General features: G+C 61.0%; 17 protein-coding genes. 9 read left to right on the top strand and 8 right to left on the bottom strand.

What is annotated here, in order from left to right:
* Nucleotides 1-852: 852 nt before the first annotated feature.
* Entirely contained in the window at nt 853-3,021 is a 2,169-nt protein-coding gene (gene purL / locus PARACOCCUSGL_RS0117875; RefSeq protein ID WP_010399692.1) for a phosphoribosylformylglycinamidine synthase subunit PurL, read from the bottom strand.
* Nucleotides 3,022-3,324: 303 nt separating this feature from the next.
* A complete protein-coding gene (locus PARACOCCUSGL_RS0117870) occupies nt 3,325-4,245 on the bottom strand; it encodes a LysR family transcriptional regulator (RefSeq protein ID WP_010399690.1) in 921 nt (306 codons plus the stop codon).
* A gap of 487 nt (nt 4,246-4,732) precedes the next feature.
* Between PARACOCCUSGL_RS0117870 and PARACOCCUSGL_RS0117865 the strand changes: the two genes are divergently transcribed.
* From PARACOCCUSGL_RS0117865 to PARACOCCUSGL_RS0117835, 7 genes are all read left to right on the top strand, one after another.
* Complete coding sequence (locus PARACOCCUSGL_RS0117865; protein ID WP_010399687.1) at nt 4,733-5,545, top strand: glutamate racemase; 813 nt, start codon at nt 4,733-4,735, stop codon at nt 5,543-5,545.
* 18 nt (nt 5,546-5,563) lie between these two features.
* Nucleotides 5,564-6,007: a cytochrome c maturation protein CcmE gene (gene ccmE, locus PARACOCCUSGL_RS0117860; RefSeq protein WP_010399685.1), complete on the top strand. Its 444-nt coding sequence runs from the start codon at nt 5,564-5,566 to the stop codon at nt 6,005-6,007.
* A gap of 75 nt (nt 6,008-6,082) precedes the next feature.
* On the top strand, nt 6,083-6,694 hold the full coding sequence (locus PARACOCCUSGL_RS0117855; protein WP_010399683.1) for a holin-associated N-acetylmuramidase: 612 nt from the start codon (nt 6,083-6,085) through the stop codon (nt 6,692-6,694).
* Nucleotides 6,694-7,215, top strand: coding sequence for a holin family protein (locus tag PARACOCCUSGL_RS0117850; protein WP_010399680.1), 522 nt, complete (start codon nt 6,694-6,696; stop codon nt 7,213-7,215). Before PARACOCCUSGL_RS0117855 ends, PARACOCCUSGL_RS0117850 begins: the two co-directional genes overlap by 1 nt.
* Before the next feature lie 88 nt (nt 7,216-7,303).
* The gene (locus PARACOCCUSGL_RS0117845; RefSeq protein WP_010399678.1) at nt 7,304-9,265 is read left to right on the top strand and encodes a heme lyase CcmF/NrfE family subunit; all 1,962 of its coding nucleotides are present in this window, start codon (nt 7,304-7,306) and stop codon (nt 9,263-9,265) included.
* Between the two features lie 3 nt (nt 9,266-9,268).
* On the top strand, nt 9,269-9,721 hold the full coding sequence (locus PARACOCCUSGL_RS0117840; RefSeq protein WP_010399675.1) for a cytochrome c-type biogenesis protein: 453 nt from the start codon (nt 9,269-9,271) through the stop codon (nt 9,719-9,721).
* 63 nt (nt 9,722-9,784) lie between these two features.
* Nucleotides 9,785-10,555 carry an enoyl-CoA hydratase-related protein gene (locus PARACOCCUSGL_RS0117835; RefSeq protein ID WP_010399674.1) on the top strand — a complete coding sequence of 257 codons (771 nt, stop codon included), beginning with the start codon at nt 9,785-9,787 and terminating at the stop codon, nt 10,553-10,555.
* A gap of 21 nt (nt 10,556-10,576) precedes the next feature.
* Here PARACOCCUSGL_RS0117835 and PARACOCCUSGL_RS0117830 read toward each other — a convergent pair whose 3' ends face one another.
* The 3 genes from PARACOCCUSGL_RS0117830 to PARACOCCUSGL_RS0117820 form a co-directional block, all read right to left on the bottom strand.
* Nucleotides 10,577-11,302 carry an NUDIX domain-containing protein gene (locus PARACOCCUSGL_RS0117830; RefSeq protein ID WP_010399672.1) on the bottom strand — a complete coding sequence of 242 codons (726 nt, stop codon included), beginning with the start codon at nt 11,300-11,302 and terminating at the stop codon, nt 10,577-10,579.
* The gene (locus tag PARACOCCUSGL_RS0117825; protein ID WP_010399669.1) at nt 11,299-11,733 is read right to left on the bottom strand and encodes a DUF983 domain-containing protein; all 435 of its coding nucleotides are present in this window, start codon (nt 11,731-11,733) and stop codon (nt 11,299-11,301) included. Before PARACOCCUSGL_RS0117825 ends, PARACOCCUSGL_RS0117830 begins: the two co-directional genes overlap by 4 nt.
* A 105-nt stretch (nt 11,734-11,838) precedes the next feature.
* The gene (locus PARACOCCUSGL_RS0117820; protein WP_010399667.1) at nt 11,839-13,227 is read right to left on the bottom strand and encodes a diguanylate cyclase; all 1,389 of its coding nucleotides are present in this window, start codon (nt 13,225-13,227) and stop codon (nt 11,839-11,841) included.
* 115 nt (nt 13,228-13,342) lie between these two features.
* Here PARACOCCUSGL_RS0117820 and PARACOCCUSGL_RS0117815 point away from each other — a divergent pair, with 115 nt between their 5' ends.
* Nucleotides 13,343-13,612 carry a DUF3572 domain-containing protein gene (locus PARACOCCUSGL_RS0117815; RefSeq protein ID WP_010399665.1) on the top strand — a complete coding sequence of 90 codons (270 nt, stop codon included), beginning with the start codon at nt 13,343-13,345 and terminating at the stop codon, nt 13,610-13,612.
* 19 nt (nt 13,613-13,631) lie between these two features.
* Here PARACOCCUSGL_RS0117815 and PARACOCCUSGL_RS0117810 read toward each other — a convergent pair whose 3' ends face one another.
* Entirely contained in the window at nt 13,632-14,993 is a 1,362-nt protein-coding gene (locus tag PARACOCCUSGL_RS0117810) for an aminotransferase (RefSeq protein WP_040602310.1), read from the bottom strand.
* A 132-nt stretch (nt 14,994-15,125) separates the two neighbouring features.
* Complete coding sequence (locus PARACOCCUSGL_RS0117805; RefSeq protein WP_010399661.1) at nt 15,126-15,458, bottom strand: TfoX/Sxy family protein; 333 nt, start codon at nt 15,456-15,458, stop codon at nt 15,126-15,128.
* Between the two features lie 65 nt (nt 15,459-15,523).
* Here PARACOCCUSGL_RS0117805 and miaB point away from each other — a divergent pair, with 65 nt between their 5' ends.
* Entirely contained in the window at nt 15,524-16,864 is a 1,341-nt protein-coding gene (gene miaB / locus PARACOCCUSGL_RS0117800) for a tRNA (N6-isopentenyl adenosine(37)-C2)-methylthiotransferase MiaB (protein ID WP_010399659.1), read from the top strand.
* A 469-nt stretch (nt 16,865-17,333) separates the two neighbouring features.
* Here miaB and PARACOCCUSGL_RS22080 read toward each other — a convergent pair.
* Nucleotides 17,334-17,971 (bottom strand): hypothetical protein (locus PARACOCCUSGL_RS22080; protein WP_010399656.1); only part of this gene is annotated, 638 nt, incomplete at its 5' end.

The following is a 17,971-nucleotide window of genomic DNA, read 5'->3' as shown; positions in this document are numbered from 1 at the left end:
GAGCGGCACCAAACCGTGACAGGTCCAGCCGCAGAGTTTCCGAGGTGGAACAAGGCGGTGGTAAGGTCCTGAACGGGCTGGTTCGCCGCCGTGCAACTGAGAAGGCGTGTTTGAGACACCGGCGAGGATGCCGAAAGGAAGCGTGCCCGACACAGCCCCGTCAGGCGGAATTTGGGCAGCGCTGCTGGCGTTTCTACAATCCATCTTCAAAAGGAGATAAGTCCCGCTCAAAGGAGCTATTGCGCTGGTACTGCGCTACATTCTTCTCGTCGGCGGTTCGGTCCTTGCAACTGCTGGTGTCATTACCTCGACTGGGGCAGAGCATTTTTGCTTCAATGTCCGCAATGGTGCTGTGCCGGTGCGACTGGTGTTGTTCTGCCGCTTGGTGGCGGGGCATCAGTAGTTGGCGGGATCGGCTGGCGGTTCCGGAGCAAGAAACGCGGCGGGATGTCCGTGAAGCTCGGCAGGGTGCAGGTGTTCGCGGTGGCGCAGTGCTCTGACCTTCGTAGGCATCTATCAGAATTTGCCGAACGCTTTTGGGGGGATCGTCAGGCAGATCTGCCGCATCGCTATGGCAGAGTCTCAATGCGATAGACTTTTGATTTTCAGTGTTTTTCTGCTGCTATGCGCATTGCGCATCTGCGCGGCAGGGAGACGCGATGGGCCCATTATGGCTTTGGCCCGTATGTAGCTTAGCCATCCACCATCTGCCAAACCGACCATCAGTGTTTGAGACTGTACACCGGATCAGCTAGAGCAGGGGCTGTTCTGGGCGGGTGCAGTGACCAACAAGGACAAAGCGGTATGGGGGTGCGCTCAGGCAAGGCGCACCCGGATCTTATGCAGGCCGCCTCAAACTTCGAGCTTAAGGCTTTTTTCAAAGGCAGTACGGTAGAGACCCGACAGTTCGGCCAAGGGCGCTGCATCGCCACCGAACCTGACCTGCTCCCCCCCAAAGCGACCAACCTGTGCCAGCGGCACGCCGGCGGCATGGGCGGCCTCGGTCAGCTTGGCGGCGTTTTCGGACGAGCAGGCGACGAGATAGCGGGCCTGATCTTCGCCGAAAAGCTGGGCGATTTCGGCGCTGTCAAGCGTGACACCCAGCCCAGCTGCCTCGGCCATTTCGAAGGCGGCGAGGGCCAGGCCACCATCCGACAGGTCGGTTGCGGCCGAAACGAGCTTGCGCTCGGCGCGCAGGAATTCACCATTCCGACGTTCGGCGCTCAGGTCCACATGGGGGGCGTCCCCGGCCTCGATACCAAAGGCCTCGGCGGCAAGCGCCGACTGGCCAAGGTGGCCACGCGTTTCTCCGATGACCAGCGCCAGATCACCCTCGGACGGCAGGCCCGCGATCAGATCGTCCAGATCGGCAATCAAGCCGACGCCGCCAATGGTCGGGGTGGGCAGAATACCCTTGCCGTCGGTTTCATTGTAAAGCGAGACGTTGCCCGAAACGATCGGGAAGTCGAGCGCCTTGCATGCCTCGCCGATACCGCGGATTGCGCCGACGAATTGCCCCATGATCTCGGGTTTTTCAGGATTACCGAAATTCAGGTTGTCCGTTGCAGCCAAGGGCAGGGCGCCACAGGCGGTCAGGTTGCGATAGGCCTCGGCCACGGCCTGTTTGCCGCCTTCATAGGGATTGGCGCGGACATAGCGCGGGGTCACGTCGCTGGTAAAGGCCAGGGCCTTTTGCGTGCCATGGACGCGCACCACGCCGGCGCCAAGGCCGGGGCGGCGGACGGTATCAGCACCGACCTGCGTGTCATATTGTTCCCAGACCCAGCCTTTATGGGCGTAGTTGGGGCTGCCGATCAGCGCCTTGAGCGCAGCGATCGGGGTGATGGCGGGCAGAGAGGGCATCTCGGCCGCGGCCGGGGTCTCGACCCAGGGGCGGTCATATTCAGGGGCGCTGGAGCTGAGTTTCGACAGCGGCAGATCCGCCTTGACCTCATTTCCGTGCACGATCAGGAAACGATCCTCGGCGATGGTTTCGCCGACGATGGCAAAATCCAGATCCCATTTCTCAAAGATCGCGCGGGCCTCGGCTTCTTTCTCGGGTTTCAGGACCATGAGCATCCGCTCCTGGCTTTCCGAGAGCATCATCTCGTAGGCGGTCATGCCGGTTTCGCGCTGGGGCACGTTGTCGAGCACCAGCTTGATCCCAAGACCGCCTTTGTCGCCCATCTCGACGGCCGAACAGGTCAGACCCGCCGCGCCCATATCCTGGATCGAGATCACCGAATCCGTCTGCATCAATTCAAGGCAGGCTTCGAGCAGGCATTTTTCGGTGAAGGGGTCGCCGACCTGCACGGTCGGGCGCTTTTCTTCGATGGTGTCGTCAAATTCGGCCGAGGCCATGGTCGCGCCGCCGACGCCATCGCGGCCGGTCTTGGCACCCAGATAGACGACGGGCATGCCGACGCCCGAGGCCGCCGAATAAAAGATCTTGTCGGCGTCAGCCAGGCCCGCGGCAAAGGCGTTGACCAGGCAGTTGCCATCATAGCTGCTGTGGAAGCGTACTTCGCCGCCGACGTTCGGCACGCCGAAAGCGTTGCCATAAGCGCCGATCCCCTCGACTACGCCCTTGACGAGATGGGCGGTCTTGGGGTGCTCGGGGCGGCCAAAGGACAGCGCGTCCATGGCGGCGATGGGGCGGGCACCCATGGTAAAGACGTCGCGCAGGATGCCGCCAACGCCGGTCGCGGCGCCCTGATGGGGTTCGATATAGCTTGGGTGGTTGTGGCTCTCCATCTTGAAGACCACGGCCTGACCGTCGCCAATATCCACAACACCTGCATTCTCGCCCGGGCCACAGATCACCTGCGGGCCGGTGGTCGGCAGGGTACGCAGCCATTTCTTGGACGACTTGTAGGAACAATGCTCGTTCCACATGGCTGAAAAGATGCCAAGCTCGGTGAAAGTCGGCTCGCGGCCGATGATCTCGAGGATGCGCTGGTACTCATCAGGCTTTAACCCATGTGCGGCGATCAGTTCCTCGGTGATCTGCGGTTCGTTCATCTTGGCGCCCTTTTCCCCGGTTTGCGGCCTTTTAAGCGCCACGGCCCGGTTAGGAAAGAGGCTCGCGCGTGCGGACGGCACCAAGGTCACGAAAGGGCGAAAAAAAAGCCGGGCATAAAGCCCGGCTCAAGTCCAACAGGGAGGTTGAAGGTGATGAGAGTTTCCTCAAATCATCCCCTTCGAGATCGGAAATATGTGCAGTTGGCGAATGGTTCAAGGCTGATTTCCGCATTGCAGCACATGGCCGATATGCAATCTGCGAATGCCTCGTGCAAAACGGCAGAATTCCTGCCGCTTTACCGGTCAATCCACGGATGGATTGGCAATTTCCTCCTCGGTCTGCTGACGGCGCAGGGACTGGATCTCTTCCAGCACGAAGTCACGGAAGGCCGCGACCCGGCGCGAGGTGCGCAGCTCTTCGGGGAAGGCGAGAAACACCGGCACTTCGCCTGATTGAATATCAGGCAGCACGCGGATCAGGTTTGGAAAGTCCACGCTAAGATAGTCAGGCAGCACGCCGATGCCGACATGGCTGAGCACCGCTTGCAGCACGCCGAAATAGTTGTTCACCATCAGCGTCGATTTCATGTTCTGCGCCAGGACCATTTGCGACAGGACTGCCCCCGAACTGACCTGAGGCGTCTGCGGGTTCTGGCAGATCAGCCGGTGCGCGCCCATATCCTCGACCCGTTCGGGGGTGCCGGCCCGTTCAAGGTATTCCGGCGTTGCATAAAGGCGCATGCGGATATTGAGCAGCCGGCGGCGGATCAGGTCCTGCTGGTTCGGCTCTTTCATACGGATGGCGACGTCTGCCTCGCGCATGGGCAGATCGAGAACGCGCTCTTCCAGCATCAGGTCGATCTTGAGATCGGGATAGCGGTCATAAAGCTTGGCCAGACGCGGCACCAGCCACAGCGTGCCAAAGCCCGTGGTGGTCGTCACCTTCAGCTCGCCGAAAACGCCTTCCTCGCTGTCGCGGATCCGGGCAGCGGTGGTGTCGAGCTTGCGCACCATGGACGAGGTCGCCTCGAACAGCAATTCGCCCTGTTCGGTCAGGATCAGACCCCGGGCATGCCGGTGGAACAGGGTCGTGCCCAGAGAATCCTCAAGCGCACGGATCTGACGGCTGACGGCAGATTGGGACAGGTGCAACACATCGCCCGCGTGGGTCAGGCTGCCCGCGTCGGCGACGGCGTGGAATATTCTTAACTTGTCCCAATCCATAACAATGCTTTCTTGCGGCATCAGCCATGCATTTTGTGCAACCCTTATCACAGTAGGTTAGCGGAACAAGTCTGCAAGATGCCGGGAAAACTGTTTCTCGGTCAGTGTTGCTGACTTGTCCTGCCGCGCGAGCGGCCAAGCCAAGGATGAGGGCTGCAAGAGCACATAAAAATTCCATGTGCGCTGGCGATTCAACCCAAGGGGCGGTCACGCCGTTTTGAACAGCAATGCCCGGCCCAAGGTCTTTGGCTGGCGTTCAGGACAATGCGACGAAGCTGGGCTAAAGGCAAAGCCGTGATGCGCGACCTTGCGCCGCAGGTCAAGCATGGCGCACGGCAGGGCAGCACCGGGCCCGTAAGGACTTGCGGTGTATGTGTTTTGCGGCCTTGGTCGGGCATGGCTGCCCCAACGGGTGCAGCCTGACATAAATCATGGCAATCAGAGGCCGCGCGTCCTAAAAAGACGCGTCGCGTGCAGGAGGCTGATCATGGCAGTAGGCGTATTCGATTCGGGTTTGGGCGGTCTGACAGTGCTGGCCGCAATAGCCGCCCGAATGCCTGACCTGCCGCTGGTCTATCTGGGCGACAACGCCCATGCGCCTTATGGCGTGCGCGATGCCGATGACATTTTCAACCTGACCTGTGCCGGGGTGGAACGGCTGTGGGCCGAAGGTTGCGATCTGGTTATCCTTGCGTGCAACACGGCCTCGGCCGCTGCGCTGAAACGCATGCAAGAGACCTGGCTTCCTTCGGATAAGCGGGTGCTTGGCGTCTTTGTCCCGATGATCGAGGCGCTGACGGAACGGGGCTGGGGTGACAACTCTCCGCCGCGCGAGGTTGCAGTTAAGCATGTGGCGCTGTTTGCCACCCCTGCGACGGTCGCCAGCCGCGCCTTTCAACGTGAGCTTGCTTTCCGTGCCATTGGCGTCGACGTCGAGGCGCAGCCCTGCGGCGGTGTCGTCGATGCGATCGAGATGGGTGATGAAATTCTGGCCGAGGCGCTGGTGACCTCTCATGTCGAGGCGCTGCTGCGCCGGATGCCCCATCCCGAGGCGGCGATCCTTGGCTGCACCCATTATCCTCTTGTTCAGGACGCGTTCCAGAAGGCGCTGGGGCCTAAGGTCAAGGTTTACTCCCAGCCCAACCTGGTTGCCGAAAGCCTTGAGGATTATCTGGGCCGCCACCCGGAAATGGTCGGGAAAGGCACGGTCTCGCGTTTTCTGACCACCGGCGATCCCACGCGGGTTTCGGGCAAGGCAACACAGTTCATGCGCCATTCGATCAGGTTTGAAGGTGCCTGAACTTTGGAAGTTTATACCATGAAATCACTTAAGAAAAAGCGTCGTATCCAGATCATCATCGCTGCTGCGGTGGCCCTTGTTCTGGCGGTGGGGCTGATCGGATATGGGTTTCGTGATGGCATCAACCTTTACCGTTCGCCCAGCCAGATGGCCGAGAATCCGCCATCTCTGGGCGAGATTTTCCGCCTTGGAGGCCTGGTCGAGGACGGCACCCTGATCCGTGGCGCGGGTGAAACGGTCAGCTTTCGCGTCACGGATGGCGGCGCGAGCATTCCCGTGCGCTTTACAGGCGTTCTGCCCGACCTTTTCGCCGAAGGTCAGGGCATGATCGGTACCGGTCGGATGGAGGGTGACACCTTCATCGCCACCGAAATTCTCGCCAAGCATGACGAGAATTATATGCCTCGTGAGGTGATAGATTCGCTTAAGGAACAGGGTGTTTACGAGGATCCGAACTCCTGACGCAACGCGCGCTGTGGTAACCGCCCGTTAACCTGACTTCTCCAGCTTTTGGTCTCTTTCAGACCGGGGGCTGGAATGAAGACTGTAGAACAGATCGCGGCCGAAATCGTCGCCCGCGAAGGTGGATATGTAAACGATCCCGACGATCCGGGTGGGGCGACAAATTTCGGCGTCACACTTGCGACGTTAAGGCGGCTTGGTATCGACAAGACCGGCGACGGGCGGATTGATGCGGCGGATGTCAAGGCACTGACCCGCGCTGACGCGAACGCCATTCTTGTCGAGCATTACTTTCGCAGGCCGCGTCTTGCCGCGCTGCCTCAATCGGTGCAGCCGTCCGTCTTTGACATGTATGTCAATGCCGGGGCCAATGCAGTGAAGATCCTGCAACGGCTGATCTCTCAGATGGGGTTTCTGATCGCGGATGACGGCATCGTCGGGCCTTTGACGATCACCGCGGCACATCAGGCCGATGCCGCTGCGCCCGATCATTTCGCTGACGCTTATGGTATCGCGAGGCGCAATTACTACTACGCGCTGGCTGACACCCGTCCGGCCAGCCGAAAATTCGCCCGTACGCGTTCGGGGGGCAAGGGCGGATGGATCCGGCGTGCCGAAGAATTTATCTCGGCCCGCTATCACCTGACCATGACAGAACATCGCGAGAGGATCGCAAAATGGGGGTAATGGATCGTTTCCTGGGTGCCGGCGCCGCTGTCGCCACCGTAACCAATGCCGCGACCGGCATGGCGGGACTGTTTCGTGAGAACGCGACCCGCCGCATGGAGCTGGACGAAGAGGCCTATGCCCGCGCGATTGCCCAGTACGGGGCCGAGTTCTCGATCCAGCCCTGCAACTGGTTCGACAGCCTGATGAACGGGCTGAACCGTCTGCCGCGACCGCTGATGACGCTGGGGACGGTCGGACTGTTCGTCTATGCCATGGCTGATCCCGAAGGGTTCGGTCTGCGTATGCAGGGGCTGAACCTTGTTCCCGAACCGTTGTGGTGGCTGCTGGGTGCTGTCATCAGCTTTTATTTTGGTGCGCGTGAGGCGTATTATTTCCGTACCCGGCCGATCATTCCGGCAAGTGCAGGTCCGGGACAGATGGGGGTAAAACCTCTTGCGACGGCACAGGCAGATCGGGCCGAGAGTGTAGCCGACAACCCGGCCTTGAGCGATTGGCTTGCTGCTGGCGGGACACGCTAGCGAGGCTGTGACAAGATGGCAGGCGCGGAGGGCTGGTTTGCTGTCCGCGCCGTCGCTATTGTGCGGGCCAGCCACCCGGAGGAAGCCTATGATCGCCGAACTTGGCCATTTCGCCCTGATCCTCGCCCTTGCGGTGGCGATCTTTCAGGTCATCGTGCCGATGGTCGGTGCCGCCCGGGGGTGGAGTGGCTGGATCGAGGCCGCGCGCCCCGCTGCGCTGGCGCAATTCGGCCTGATCGGCATTTCCTTTGCGGCGCTGACCGTGGCCTTTGTCACCTCGGATTTTTCGGTCGCACTGGTCTATGAGAACTCGCATACCGCCAAGCCGATGATCTATAAGATCAGCGGCGTCTGGGGAAACCACGAAGGCTCGATGCTGCTGTGGGTGTTGATCCTGTCGCTTTTTGGGGCGGCGGTCGCGACCTTTGACGCCAACCTGCCGCCGAAACTGCGGGCGCGGGTGCTGGCAGTGCAGGCGGCAATTGGCATGTCGTTTCTTGCCTTTATTCTATTCACCTCGAACCCGTTCCTGCGCATGGCTAGCCCGCCTTTCAATGGCCGCGACCTGAATCCGTTGCTGCAGGACCCGGGCCTCGCCTTTCATCCGCCGTTTCTTTATCTTGGCTATGTCGGGCTTAGCATGGCCTTCAGCTTTGCGGTTGCAGCGCTGATCGAGGGGCGTGTCGATGCCGCGTGGGCGCGTTGGGTGCGGCCCTGGACGCTGGCCGCCTGGATATTTCTGACCATCGGTATCGGCCTTGGTTCGTGGTGGGCCTATTACGAACTCGGCTGGGGTGGCTTCTGGTTCTGGGACCCGGTCGAAAATGCCAGCTTCATGCCCTGGCTTATTGCGGCTGCGCTGCTGCATTCGGCCATTGTCGTCGAAAAGCGCGAAGTGCTGAAAAGCTGGACCATCCTGCTGGCGATCATGGCCTTTGGCTTTTCGCTGATCGGTACTTTCATTGTGCGTTCTGGCGTCATCACCTCGGTTCACAGCTTTGCCAGCGACCCCGAGCGCGGCGTGTTCATCTTGCTGATCCTCGGGGTATTTCTGGGTGGGGCGCTGACGCTGTTCACCTTCCGTGCCCCGGCGATGCAGGCGCGGGGTGCATTCGCCCCCGTATCACGCGAAGGGGCGTTGGTGCTCAACAACATCCTGCTGGCTGTCTCGGCCTTTGTGGTCTTTGTCGGGACGATGTGGCCTCTGGTTGCCGAAATGCTGTGGGATCGCAAGCTATCGGTTGGCGCGCCGTTCTTTGAGCAGGCCTTTACGCCCTTCATGGTGGCGCTTGCGATCATTCTGCCGCTGGGGGCCATCCTGCCGTGGAAACGCGGCCGGCTTGCCCGTGTGCTATATCCGCTGCGCGGGGCACTGGTACTGACCGGGGCTGTCATGGCGCTGATCTTTGCGGTCTCGACCGGGCGTTCTGCGCTTGCCGTGATCGGAGGCGGGCTGGGGGTATGGCTGGTCGGCGGCGCGGTTGCGGATTTGTGGTTGCGCACCGGAAGTTCGGGTTTTGCGCGCCTGCGGCGGCTGCCGCGCGCTGATTGGGGTAAGGCGGTGGCCCATGCCGGGCTGGGCGTTACCTTTATCGGCATCAGCCTTCTGATGGCCTGGCAGGTCGAGGATATTCGCGTCGCCCACATTGGCGAGACGTTCCGCGTCTCTGCCTATGACATCACCCTTACCGAGGTAGACGAGCGTCCCGGCCCGAACTATCAGGCCACCGTTGCGACGATGAAGGTCACCCGTGATGGCCGTCAGGTCGCGGTGCTTTATCCCGAAAAGCGGATCTATCCGGTTCAGGCAATGCCAACGACCGAGGCGGCGATCCAGAACGGTATGTTCCGCGACCTTTATCTGGTGATCGGCGATACGCAGCCTGACGGAGGCTGGGCGGTCCGCACCTATATCAAACCCTTTGCCAGCTGGATCTGGCTTGGTGTGGCTTTGATGGCGCTTGGCGGTTGCATCAGCCTGTCGGACCGCCGCTATCGCGTTGCAGCCGGTGCGCGTCAGTCCCGTCCCAGCCCTCAGCCGGCCGAGTGAAACATGCGCATCCTGCTTCTTTGCCTGTCGCTTGTATTCGCGTTTCCTGCCTTTGCGGTTCAGCCCGACGAGGTGCTGGCCGATCCCGCGCTTGAGGCACGGGCGCGCGAGATCTCGCGCGTGCTGCGCTGCCCAGTCTGTCAGGGTGAGACGATCGACGAATCAAACGCTCCGATCAGCCGTGACCTACGGCTTTATCTGCGCGAGAGGCTGGTCGCAGGCGACAGTAATGATCAGGCGATTCAGGCGGTCGCAGACCGTTTCGGTGAATACGTTCTCTTTGAGCCTCCGGCGCAGGGCGTGAATTGGCTGCTTTATCTTGCCGGACCGGTCATGGCGCTGCTTGCACTTGTGCTGGGCTGGCGCTTCCTGCGGTCGCGGAATGTGGCCGAAGTGGGCCCGACTGAGCTTAGCGACGAGGAAAAGGCCCGGCTTGACAAGATCATGCGCGACTGACGCTGGGTCGGGCTTTCTCCCTGTGCCGCTCTTCGGCAGGATGGCTGAAAGAGGGGAATGAGGATGAGCTTTCAGACAATTGAACTGACGAGTCAGGACGGAATCACACGTCTGGCGCTGAATCGGCCTGACGTTGTGAACGCGCTTAACCGCACCATGCGGGCCGAGATCGTTTCTGCGATGATGAACCTGCCGCAGGGCACACGCTGTGTGGTGCTGACCGGGAACGGGCGCGGTTTCTGCTCGGGTCAGGATCTGACGGATGCGACTGCGGGCTTCAACGTCGAAGAGATCCTGCGCGAGGAATATGAGCCGATGCTGGCCGCGATCGCCGATGCGCCGGTCCCGGTGATTGCAGCGGTAAACGGGATCGCGGCAGGGGCGGGGGCTAATCTGGCGCTGGCAGCCGACGTGGTGATCGCTGCGGAAAGTGCCGGTTTTGTGCAGGCATTCAGTCGCATCGGGCTGATCCCCGACGCGGGCGGGACCTATATCGTGCCACGCTCGGTCGGGGTGCCGCGGGCCATGGGGATGATGCTTTTCGCCGACCGTATCCCGGCTGCCAAGGCGGCAGAGTGGGGCCTGATCTGGGAGGCGGTATCGGACGCTGAGTTTGATTCGGTGATTGCCGCCCGCGCCAAATCGCTGGCCGAAGGGCCGACAGCGGCCTTTCTGGCCATCCGCCAGGCTCTGCGGGCCTCAAGTGGAAACAATATGGCCAGCCAACTGAAGCTTGAGGCGAAATTGCAGGGAGAAATGGCCCGAACCGCCGATTTCGCCGAGGGTGTTACGGCATTTCTGGAAAAACGCGCCCCCCGCTTTAGGGGGCGGTGAAGCCAAGATAGCCGGGCGGCTTCAGGCGATACGCATAAATCGTGGTGTCGCCGCCCGGTTGTCAAAGAATGGTACGGACTGCGGTGGCCCAAGTGGCCCGGTGCCGGCGCTGGACAGCAGGCTTGCCACCTCGGCCAACACCACCTCGGTGATGAAGGGAAGATCTAGTGCCCGCGCCTCGGTTAACGGCACCCAGTGCAGATGTGAGAGTTCGTCACAGGCGCCGCTGAAATCATGCCGGTTGCCATGCAGCCGCTCGGCGTCAAGCAGCAGGAAACGTGCATCAAAACGGCGCGGACGGCCGGGCGGGGTGATCGCGCGGAACATATAGATCAGCGTTGAGGGATCGGGGGCCAGACCCGCGTCGGCATAATGGCTCCATCCGCTTGGGGCGGGGCCGGGGGGGCCGATCATCAGCCCGGTTTCCTCAGCGAGCTCGCGCAGAGCGGCGGCGGCGAGTGCACGGGGCGACACCTGCACATCTTCACGTGGTTCTGCCGCCAATAGTGCGGCCGTCTGTTGCTGCAATTCCGCAGCAAATTGCACATCTGCGTCGGCCGCGTCGACTGCGCCGCCAGGAAAGACGTACTTTGAGGGCATGAAGGCGGCCGAAGCACCCCTTTGGCCCATCAGGACCGATGGCCCATCCGGCGTATTGCGATCAAGCACGATGACGGTGGCGGCATCGCGGATCGGCTGCTCTCTGGTGGCGCGATTGGGGGTAAGGATCCCGGTTGCGGTAGTCACGGCGCGTCGGCCTCGACTCTGGCTGAGTTCCCGCCAAAGCCATGCATGCGGCGCGCCCATTGAAAGCCGATCATCCCGCCCTTGATCCGCGGCAGCAGCAGCAGAGACAGAACCACCGCGCCAAGGCCAAAGCCGATCAGCATGGCCATGGCCGAGGGCCGATATGCCATGAAGATTGCCAAAAGCAGCGGCGCGCCGAGATGCGAGACCAAAAGGATGGTCAGGTAAGCCGGCCCGTCATCGGCGCGCTGGTGGTGCAGCTCTTCTCCGCAATGCGGGCATGCTGCGCGGACGGTCAGATAGCCTTTGAACAGCCGGCCATGCCCACAGCTTGGGCAGCGGCCCATAGCGCCACGCAGGATCGCGGGCTTGACGGGACGCTCGGGCTGGGCGGCATCGGAATAGGCATTGGGCGAGGCGGCATGAGCCATTGGGCACGTTCCTTTCCTGTTCCCAAACTATGTAGGACAACCGCCCCCGAAAGGAAAGTACGGCGGGAGTCGGATCCGGGCGCGACAATCGGCTGCATGCGGAGTTCATGCCATAGCTATATGCGAGGCCATGACGATGCGGTTTCGCCCCGAGGATTTGGCATTCAAAAGCGCCCGGTCGGCGCTGGCAAGCAGAACCTCGGGTTCAAGCGAAAGCGCGTCCCCTCGTCCCTGACCGACCACCACGCCGACGGAAACGGTGACGGTCAGCTCCTTGCCGAGCCCCCCCGGGGGCAGGGTGACTGGGCTGGCCATGACCGCGTGGCGCATCTGCTCGGCCACACGCCGCGCCCCCTGCCCAGAGCAATCGGGTACGACTGCCAGGAACTCTTCTCCGCCTATGCGGGCAAGCAAGGCGTGTTCGGGCAGGGTGGCAGCGAGGCGGGCGGCCGTTTCGGTGAGTACCGCGTCGCCGGCGGGATGGCCGTGGATGTCATTGACCTGTTTGAAACGGTCGAGATCCAGCAGCATCACGGCCAGATCTATCTGAACTTCGCGGGCTTCGGCGGCCAGCTCTGCGAGGCGTGGCAGGGCAAAGCGCCGATTGTGAAGCCCGGTCAGCGGATCGGTCATCGCCCAGCGCATGTTGCGCTGAGTCTCTTGCCGGCGGTGGTCGGCGAGCTGCTTGCGTGCAAGTTGCGTTTGCAGGCGAATCGCCGCTTCGGGCGCGGTCTGTGGGCTGGCAAGGTTCCAGGGCAGTACATCCCCCGCGCCGAGATCCAGCGCGACCGGCATCATTACCGCCTGATCCGGCCGCAGCGCGACGACGAGGCCTGCGTCGCGCGACAGCGGACGCGAGCGCAGTTCGGACAAGAGACGCAGCCCGTCGCCAGGCTGCTGAATATCCGCCGCAATCAGATAAAGATCGGCAGCCCGCCCCGAGGTGGCCTCGGCCAGGGCGCGCTCGCTTTCGCTGATCGAGATGGAGAAATCGACCCGGTTTTGCAGGGCATTGCGCCATCCCATTGCCGTGCTTGGCTGGTCGGCGATAAACACTGCGCGCGAGTGGCTGTCGTCCAGGAATGGCGCAGGTTCCTCGGCCAGGCCGGGAATCGATTCCTCGGCCGCTGCGCATTCATGCCGCATCAATCCGCGAATGCGGGCCAGCAAGGTCAGATCGTCCCCACCAGGGTCAATCAGTCCTGCTGCGCCGGCGCGCAGAGCCTCGACCCGCTCGCCGCCACTTGCCTGAACGAGGATTGGCCGCTTGGCGCCGCCGGGCAGCGACCGCAAAGCCGTGCAAAGTGCGGCGCCTTCCATATCGCGCAGGCTGCCTCCGATCAGGACGATATCCGGATGGATCTGCCGGGCGAGCTGCAGCGCCTCGACCCCCGTAGTGGCGGTCGTGACCTCATAACATGCCGCAGCCAGCCGCACCTTCATGGTGATGCGATTGGTCGGTACGCCGTCGACGACAAGAATATGCCCTGTCATGGTCAATTTCGCTTCTTATCAGCTTTCCCGCCCCGCAATCATGCGCCAGATTGTTTAACAAATCCTTTCCGGGTCGCGTGAAATCGCCCTGATCGTTCAAGAATGTGAGAGCAGCATGACACCGAAAGAGGCGCGAGATATCGCAGATGCAGGCTTTGCCTATATCGCCAGGGATGCAGAACTGGTCCGGGTGCTGTTGATGCAATCGGGCAGCGATGCCGCTGGTTTGCGTGCCATGGCTGCGCGGCCGGAATTCGCGGTTTTTGTGCTGGATTTTCTGCTTGAAAATGATCAGCGCGTGCTGGATTTCGCTGAAAGCGAACATATCGCCCCGCAGCGGGTGCAGATGGCGCGTGTGGTTCTGGGTGGGGGCGACCCCTGGTAGGGGGGTCGCCCAAGTCAGGTCAGGCAACCTCGGCAAAGACCTTATCAAGGGCTTTTTCGAGTTTATCGAACATCTCATCCATCTGCGCCTCGGTCAGGATAAAGGGCGGACAAAGGACGACGGACTGACCAAGCGGCCGGCAAATCAGCCCCAGATCGGTGCAGGTATTGGCGATACGCTCGCTGACCGACAGGTTGCCGTCGAACGGCGTCTTGCTTGCCTTGTCCTTGACAGCCTCCAGCGCCCACATGAAGCCGATGCCGCGATATTCACCGATGTTCGGGCGCTCGGCGATATGTTTCAGCCTTTCCTCGAAACGGGGGGCAAGGCGGCGGACGTTCTCAGCCAGCCCTTCATTCATCACCACGTCGATTGCTTTCAGCGCAATAGCACAGCCGACCGGATGGCCCGAGGCGGTAAAGCCATGGGGGAATTCCTCGATCGCCTCGATTGCGGTTTCCAGCCGTTTGGAAAGTTCCGGGCCAAGGATCACCGCCCCCATGGGGAAAAAGCCCGCTGTAAGATTCTTGGACGAGATGATTGCATCGGGTGTAAAGTCATAGGTCACGCAGCCCCAGGTGTTACCGGTGCGTCCGAAACCGCAGATCACCTCGTCCGAGATGACCGGGATGTCATATTTGCGCAGGATTGGCAGGATCGCCTGGAAATACCCCTTGGCCGGGGGAATCACGCCGCCCGCGCCCATCACCGGTTCGGCAAAGAAACCGGCGATGGTGTCGGCGCCCTCGCGCTGGATCGTTTCCTCCAGCTCGCGGGCGAGGCGGGCGACGAACTGCTCTTCGGTTTCGCCCTCTTCGCCATAGCGCCAGTAATGCGGGCAGGTCAGATGCACAAAGCCCGGCAGCGGCAGGCCAAAGACCGAATTATAGGGCTTGCCGGTCATGCTGGCCGAAACGGCGGTCACGCCGTGATAGGCGTTCCAGCGGGTCAGGATCTTGCGCTTTTGCGGTTTGCCCTCGGCTGCATGCAGGAACCATAGCATCTTGACCATGGTGTCATTCGCCTCGGACCCCGAGTTTGTATAGAACACCCGGCCCGAATCAAAGGGCGACACCTCGACCAGCTTTTCCGACAGCATTACCGTCTGATCGGACATGCGGCCGAAAAAGGCGTGATAACCGGGAAAACGCTCGTATTGGGCCTTGGCGGCGTCGATCAGCCCCTTGTGGTCAAAGCCCGCGACCATGTTCCACAGGCCCGAGTTGGCGTCCAGATAACGCCGGCCATTCACATCGACGATATAGGGTCCCTCGCCATGGGTCACGACGACCGTGCCGCGCTGATGCAGCGAAGGCATGTCGGTGAAACCATAGAGCGAATAGGTCTCGGCCCGGGCTTCCCAGCTTTGCGGTTTGTTCATCTCGTCAGCCTCCATCTGCGCTTTATCTGCAGGCTATCCGGGCGTCAGCGGCGGTTCAATGGGGCGGTGTGGCCCTTTGGACCAAGTGCCGGGCGCGGGGGTCGCCCTTTGGCAAACTGCCAGCCGGGACGGTTAAACTGCCGCCGGGCGAGGCAGGCCAATCTGGTCAAGCTCAGCCTCGATGGCGCTGAGCGGGTTGGCGCGTGTCTCGGCCACCAGCGCATCGAATTGCGCGCGCAGCGCCGCTTTTTCTGCGCCCTGGCAATCGTTCCACGGCCTGCCTTGCAACCCCATATGCAGGACGTAATAGCCGATGAAATGGGGCCGCTCTCCGGCGTTGATCAGGGTGCGATAGGCCTCATGCGCGCCGAGGCGGCGCAGGGTCGCGGCATCGGGGATACCGGCCCCGATCAGGGCGCGGGCGGTCGCAGGGCCGATATTCGGGACTGAGGTCAGGTCGCTCATCTCGCCACACTTTCCAAGCCGGGCTTATTCCTGTATCAGCATGCGGACCTCAAGGACAGCACGGCATGAGTGACGAAGCCAGCAAGACCGCTCCGGTGGTGAAGAAACTTTTCATCAAGACCTATGGCTGCCAGATGAACGTCTATGACAGCCAGCGCATGGCCGAGGCCATGGGTGCCGAGGGCTACGTCCTGACCGAGAACCAGGCCGAAGCTGATATGGTTTTGCTGAACACCTGCCATATCCGTGAAAAAGCGGCAGAAAAGCTATATTCCGATCTTGGCCGGCTTAAACCGCTCAAACTGGAAAAGCCTGATCTGAAGATCGGCGTCGCGGGATGCGTCGCGCAGGCCGAGGGCGAAGAGATCCAGCGCCGTATGCCCATCGTTGACCTGGTGGTCGGACCGCAGGCCTATCACCGCTTGCCGGCAATGGCTCGTGCCGGGCGGGGCGTCGATACCGAATTCCCGGCAGAGGACAAATTTGAGCATCTGCCCAAACCTGCTGCCGCAACCCGCCGCGCCCCCGCGGCCTTCCTGACCGTGCAAGAGGGTTGCGACAAGTTCTGCGCCTTCTGCGTGGTGCCCTATACCCGCGGGGCCGAGGTCTCGCGTCCCGTCTCGCGCATTCTGGCCGAAGCGCGCGATCTGGTCTCTCGTGGTGTGCGCGAGATCACGCTGTTGGGGCAAAACGTCAACGGTTGGCATGGCGAGGGGCCCGAGGGCCGCGAATGGGGTTTTGGCCGCCTGATCCGCGCCATTGCCGAGATCGAGGGGCTGGACCGCATCCGCTATACCACCAGCCATCCCAATGACATGGCTGATGACCTGATCGAGGCGCATCGGGATGAGCCAAAGCTGATGCCTTATCTGCATCTGCCGGTGCAATCTGGTTCGAATAGCATTCTGAAGGCGATGAACCGGCGGCATACCGTGGACCAGTACCTGCGTCTGGTCGAGCGTATCCGCAAAGCCCGTCCTGACATCATGCTGACCAGCGATTTTATCGTCGGCTTCCCGGGAGAGACTGATCAGGACCATCGTGACACGCTGGCGCTTGTGCGCGAGGTGAATTTCGGCACGGCTTTCAGTTTCAAATATTCCCCACGCCCCGGGACACCGGCCTATGAACGGCCTTGCATTGACGACGCGGTTGCCGATGCGCGATTGCAAGAGTTGCAGACCCTGCTGACAAGCCAGCAGCGTGCGGCTCAGGAAAGCATGGTCGGGCGCGAACTGGGTGTCCTGTTCGAAAAACCGGGCCGCAATCCGGGACAGATGGTCGGCAAGTCCGACTATCTTCATGCGGTCTTTGTCGAGGCGCCTGAGGCCAGGGTTGGTGATCTGGTCCGGGTGCGCATCACCTACAGCGCCCCGAACTCGTTGGCTGGCGAACTGGCTGCCTGAAGCAGTCTGTAGGCTCGCAAACACAAAGCCCGCCTGGTGAATGGCGGGCTTTTTAGTTTCAGGGCCGAGCAACCGTGCAGGCCCTCTCTGCGCTTTGTGGGGGGGCGATCTGGATAGGTTCTTGGCCCTGCAGATCGAATGTTACTGGCGCTATCGGCCAGCAGTTTCGGCGCTGCCGTACCCTGCCGAGGGGTGCTTGCGGTCCCGTCTTGCTAACAAAGAGAAACGCTTCTTTGTCATTTGTTACGGGCTTGAGGTCCGGAAACGTGCAACACCTAAAGGCAACCGCTGTGACGGTAAGCTACTGAAATTTCAGAGGAAATTTTTGGCTGGGGCGGTAGGATTCCTATTAGACGGAAGATTTGGTACCAGAATGTTGCCAGCTGGTGGCCGGGCGGGGCAACAGGTGGGGCGACGTGCTGGATATCTTAAACGGTTATCGTTGCTGCGCCAAGCTATAAGGCTGATGCTACATGATTTTCCCGGCAGCATTGCCTGCGGCGCTAACGTCGTCAGATATACGTCGGCTGACAGACTGAGACTTGAGATGGAACTCATCAGTGATCTCGTGCATAAAATCCTTCGGACCTAAACCAGAGTGAAGCAGGCAGCCGAGGAAAGCGCTTGCCAAAAGGATAAACCCATAAATCTCCAGAGCTGCGCCCTTCTGTATGATAGAATATATGCACGCAGCAAAGGCAAGTATCCATGATAGTCCAGCAGCGCTGCGCATTCCTAGCCATGAAAGCAGAGCTGCAGATGCAATAAGATATTGTGAAATCTTTACTACCTTACCCCCTCCAATCGCGACCTGAATAAGTGCCGCATATATAACCCACAGAAGGATAAGAATGATTATTCCATATATGGATTTGCTCCACCTCAGCACTCCTCTGGCGTAGAGGGGAACAAGCATCATTATGGCAATCGCCCCCGACACCAATTCGGGCCTTATGCTTAACTCTTTACTTTTCCATAGGAAAGTCGGCTGCTGGTAGGTTCGGAAGCAGAGGCTTGCCGATATCAGCAGGAATGCAATCGAAAGGAGCTTCGTTGCCCGCTCGGAAAACTCTTGTTCACTAGGTTGTGTTGACAAAAAGGATTCCC

Source organism: Paracoccus sp. TRP, from assembly GCF_000185925.1.
Classification (GTDB): Bacteria; Pseudomonadota; Alphaproteobacteria; order Rhodobacterales; family Rhodobacteraceae; genus Paracoccus; species Paracoccus kondratievae.
Note: the sequence above shows the minus strand (reverse complement) of the source record. Positions and strands in the feature narration are given on the sequence as shown.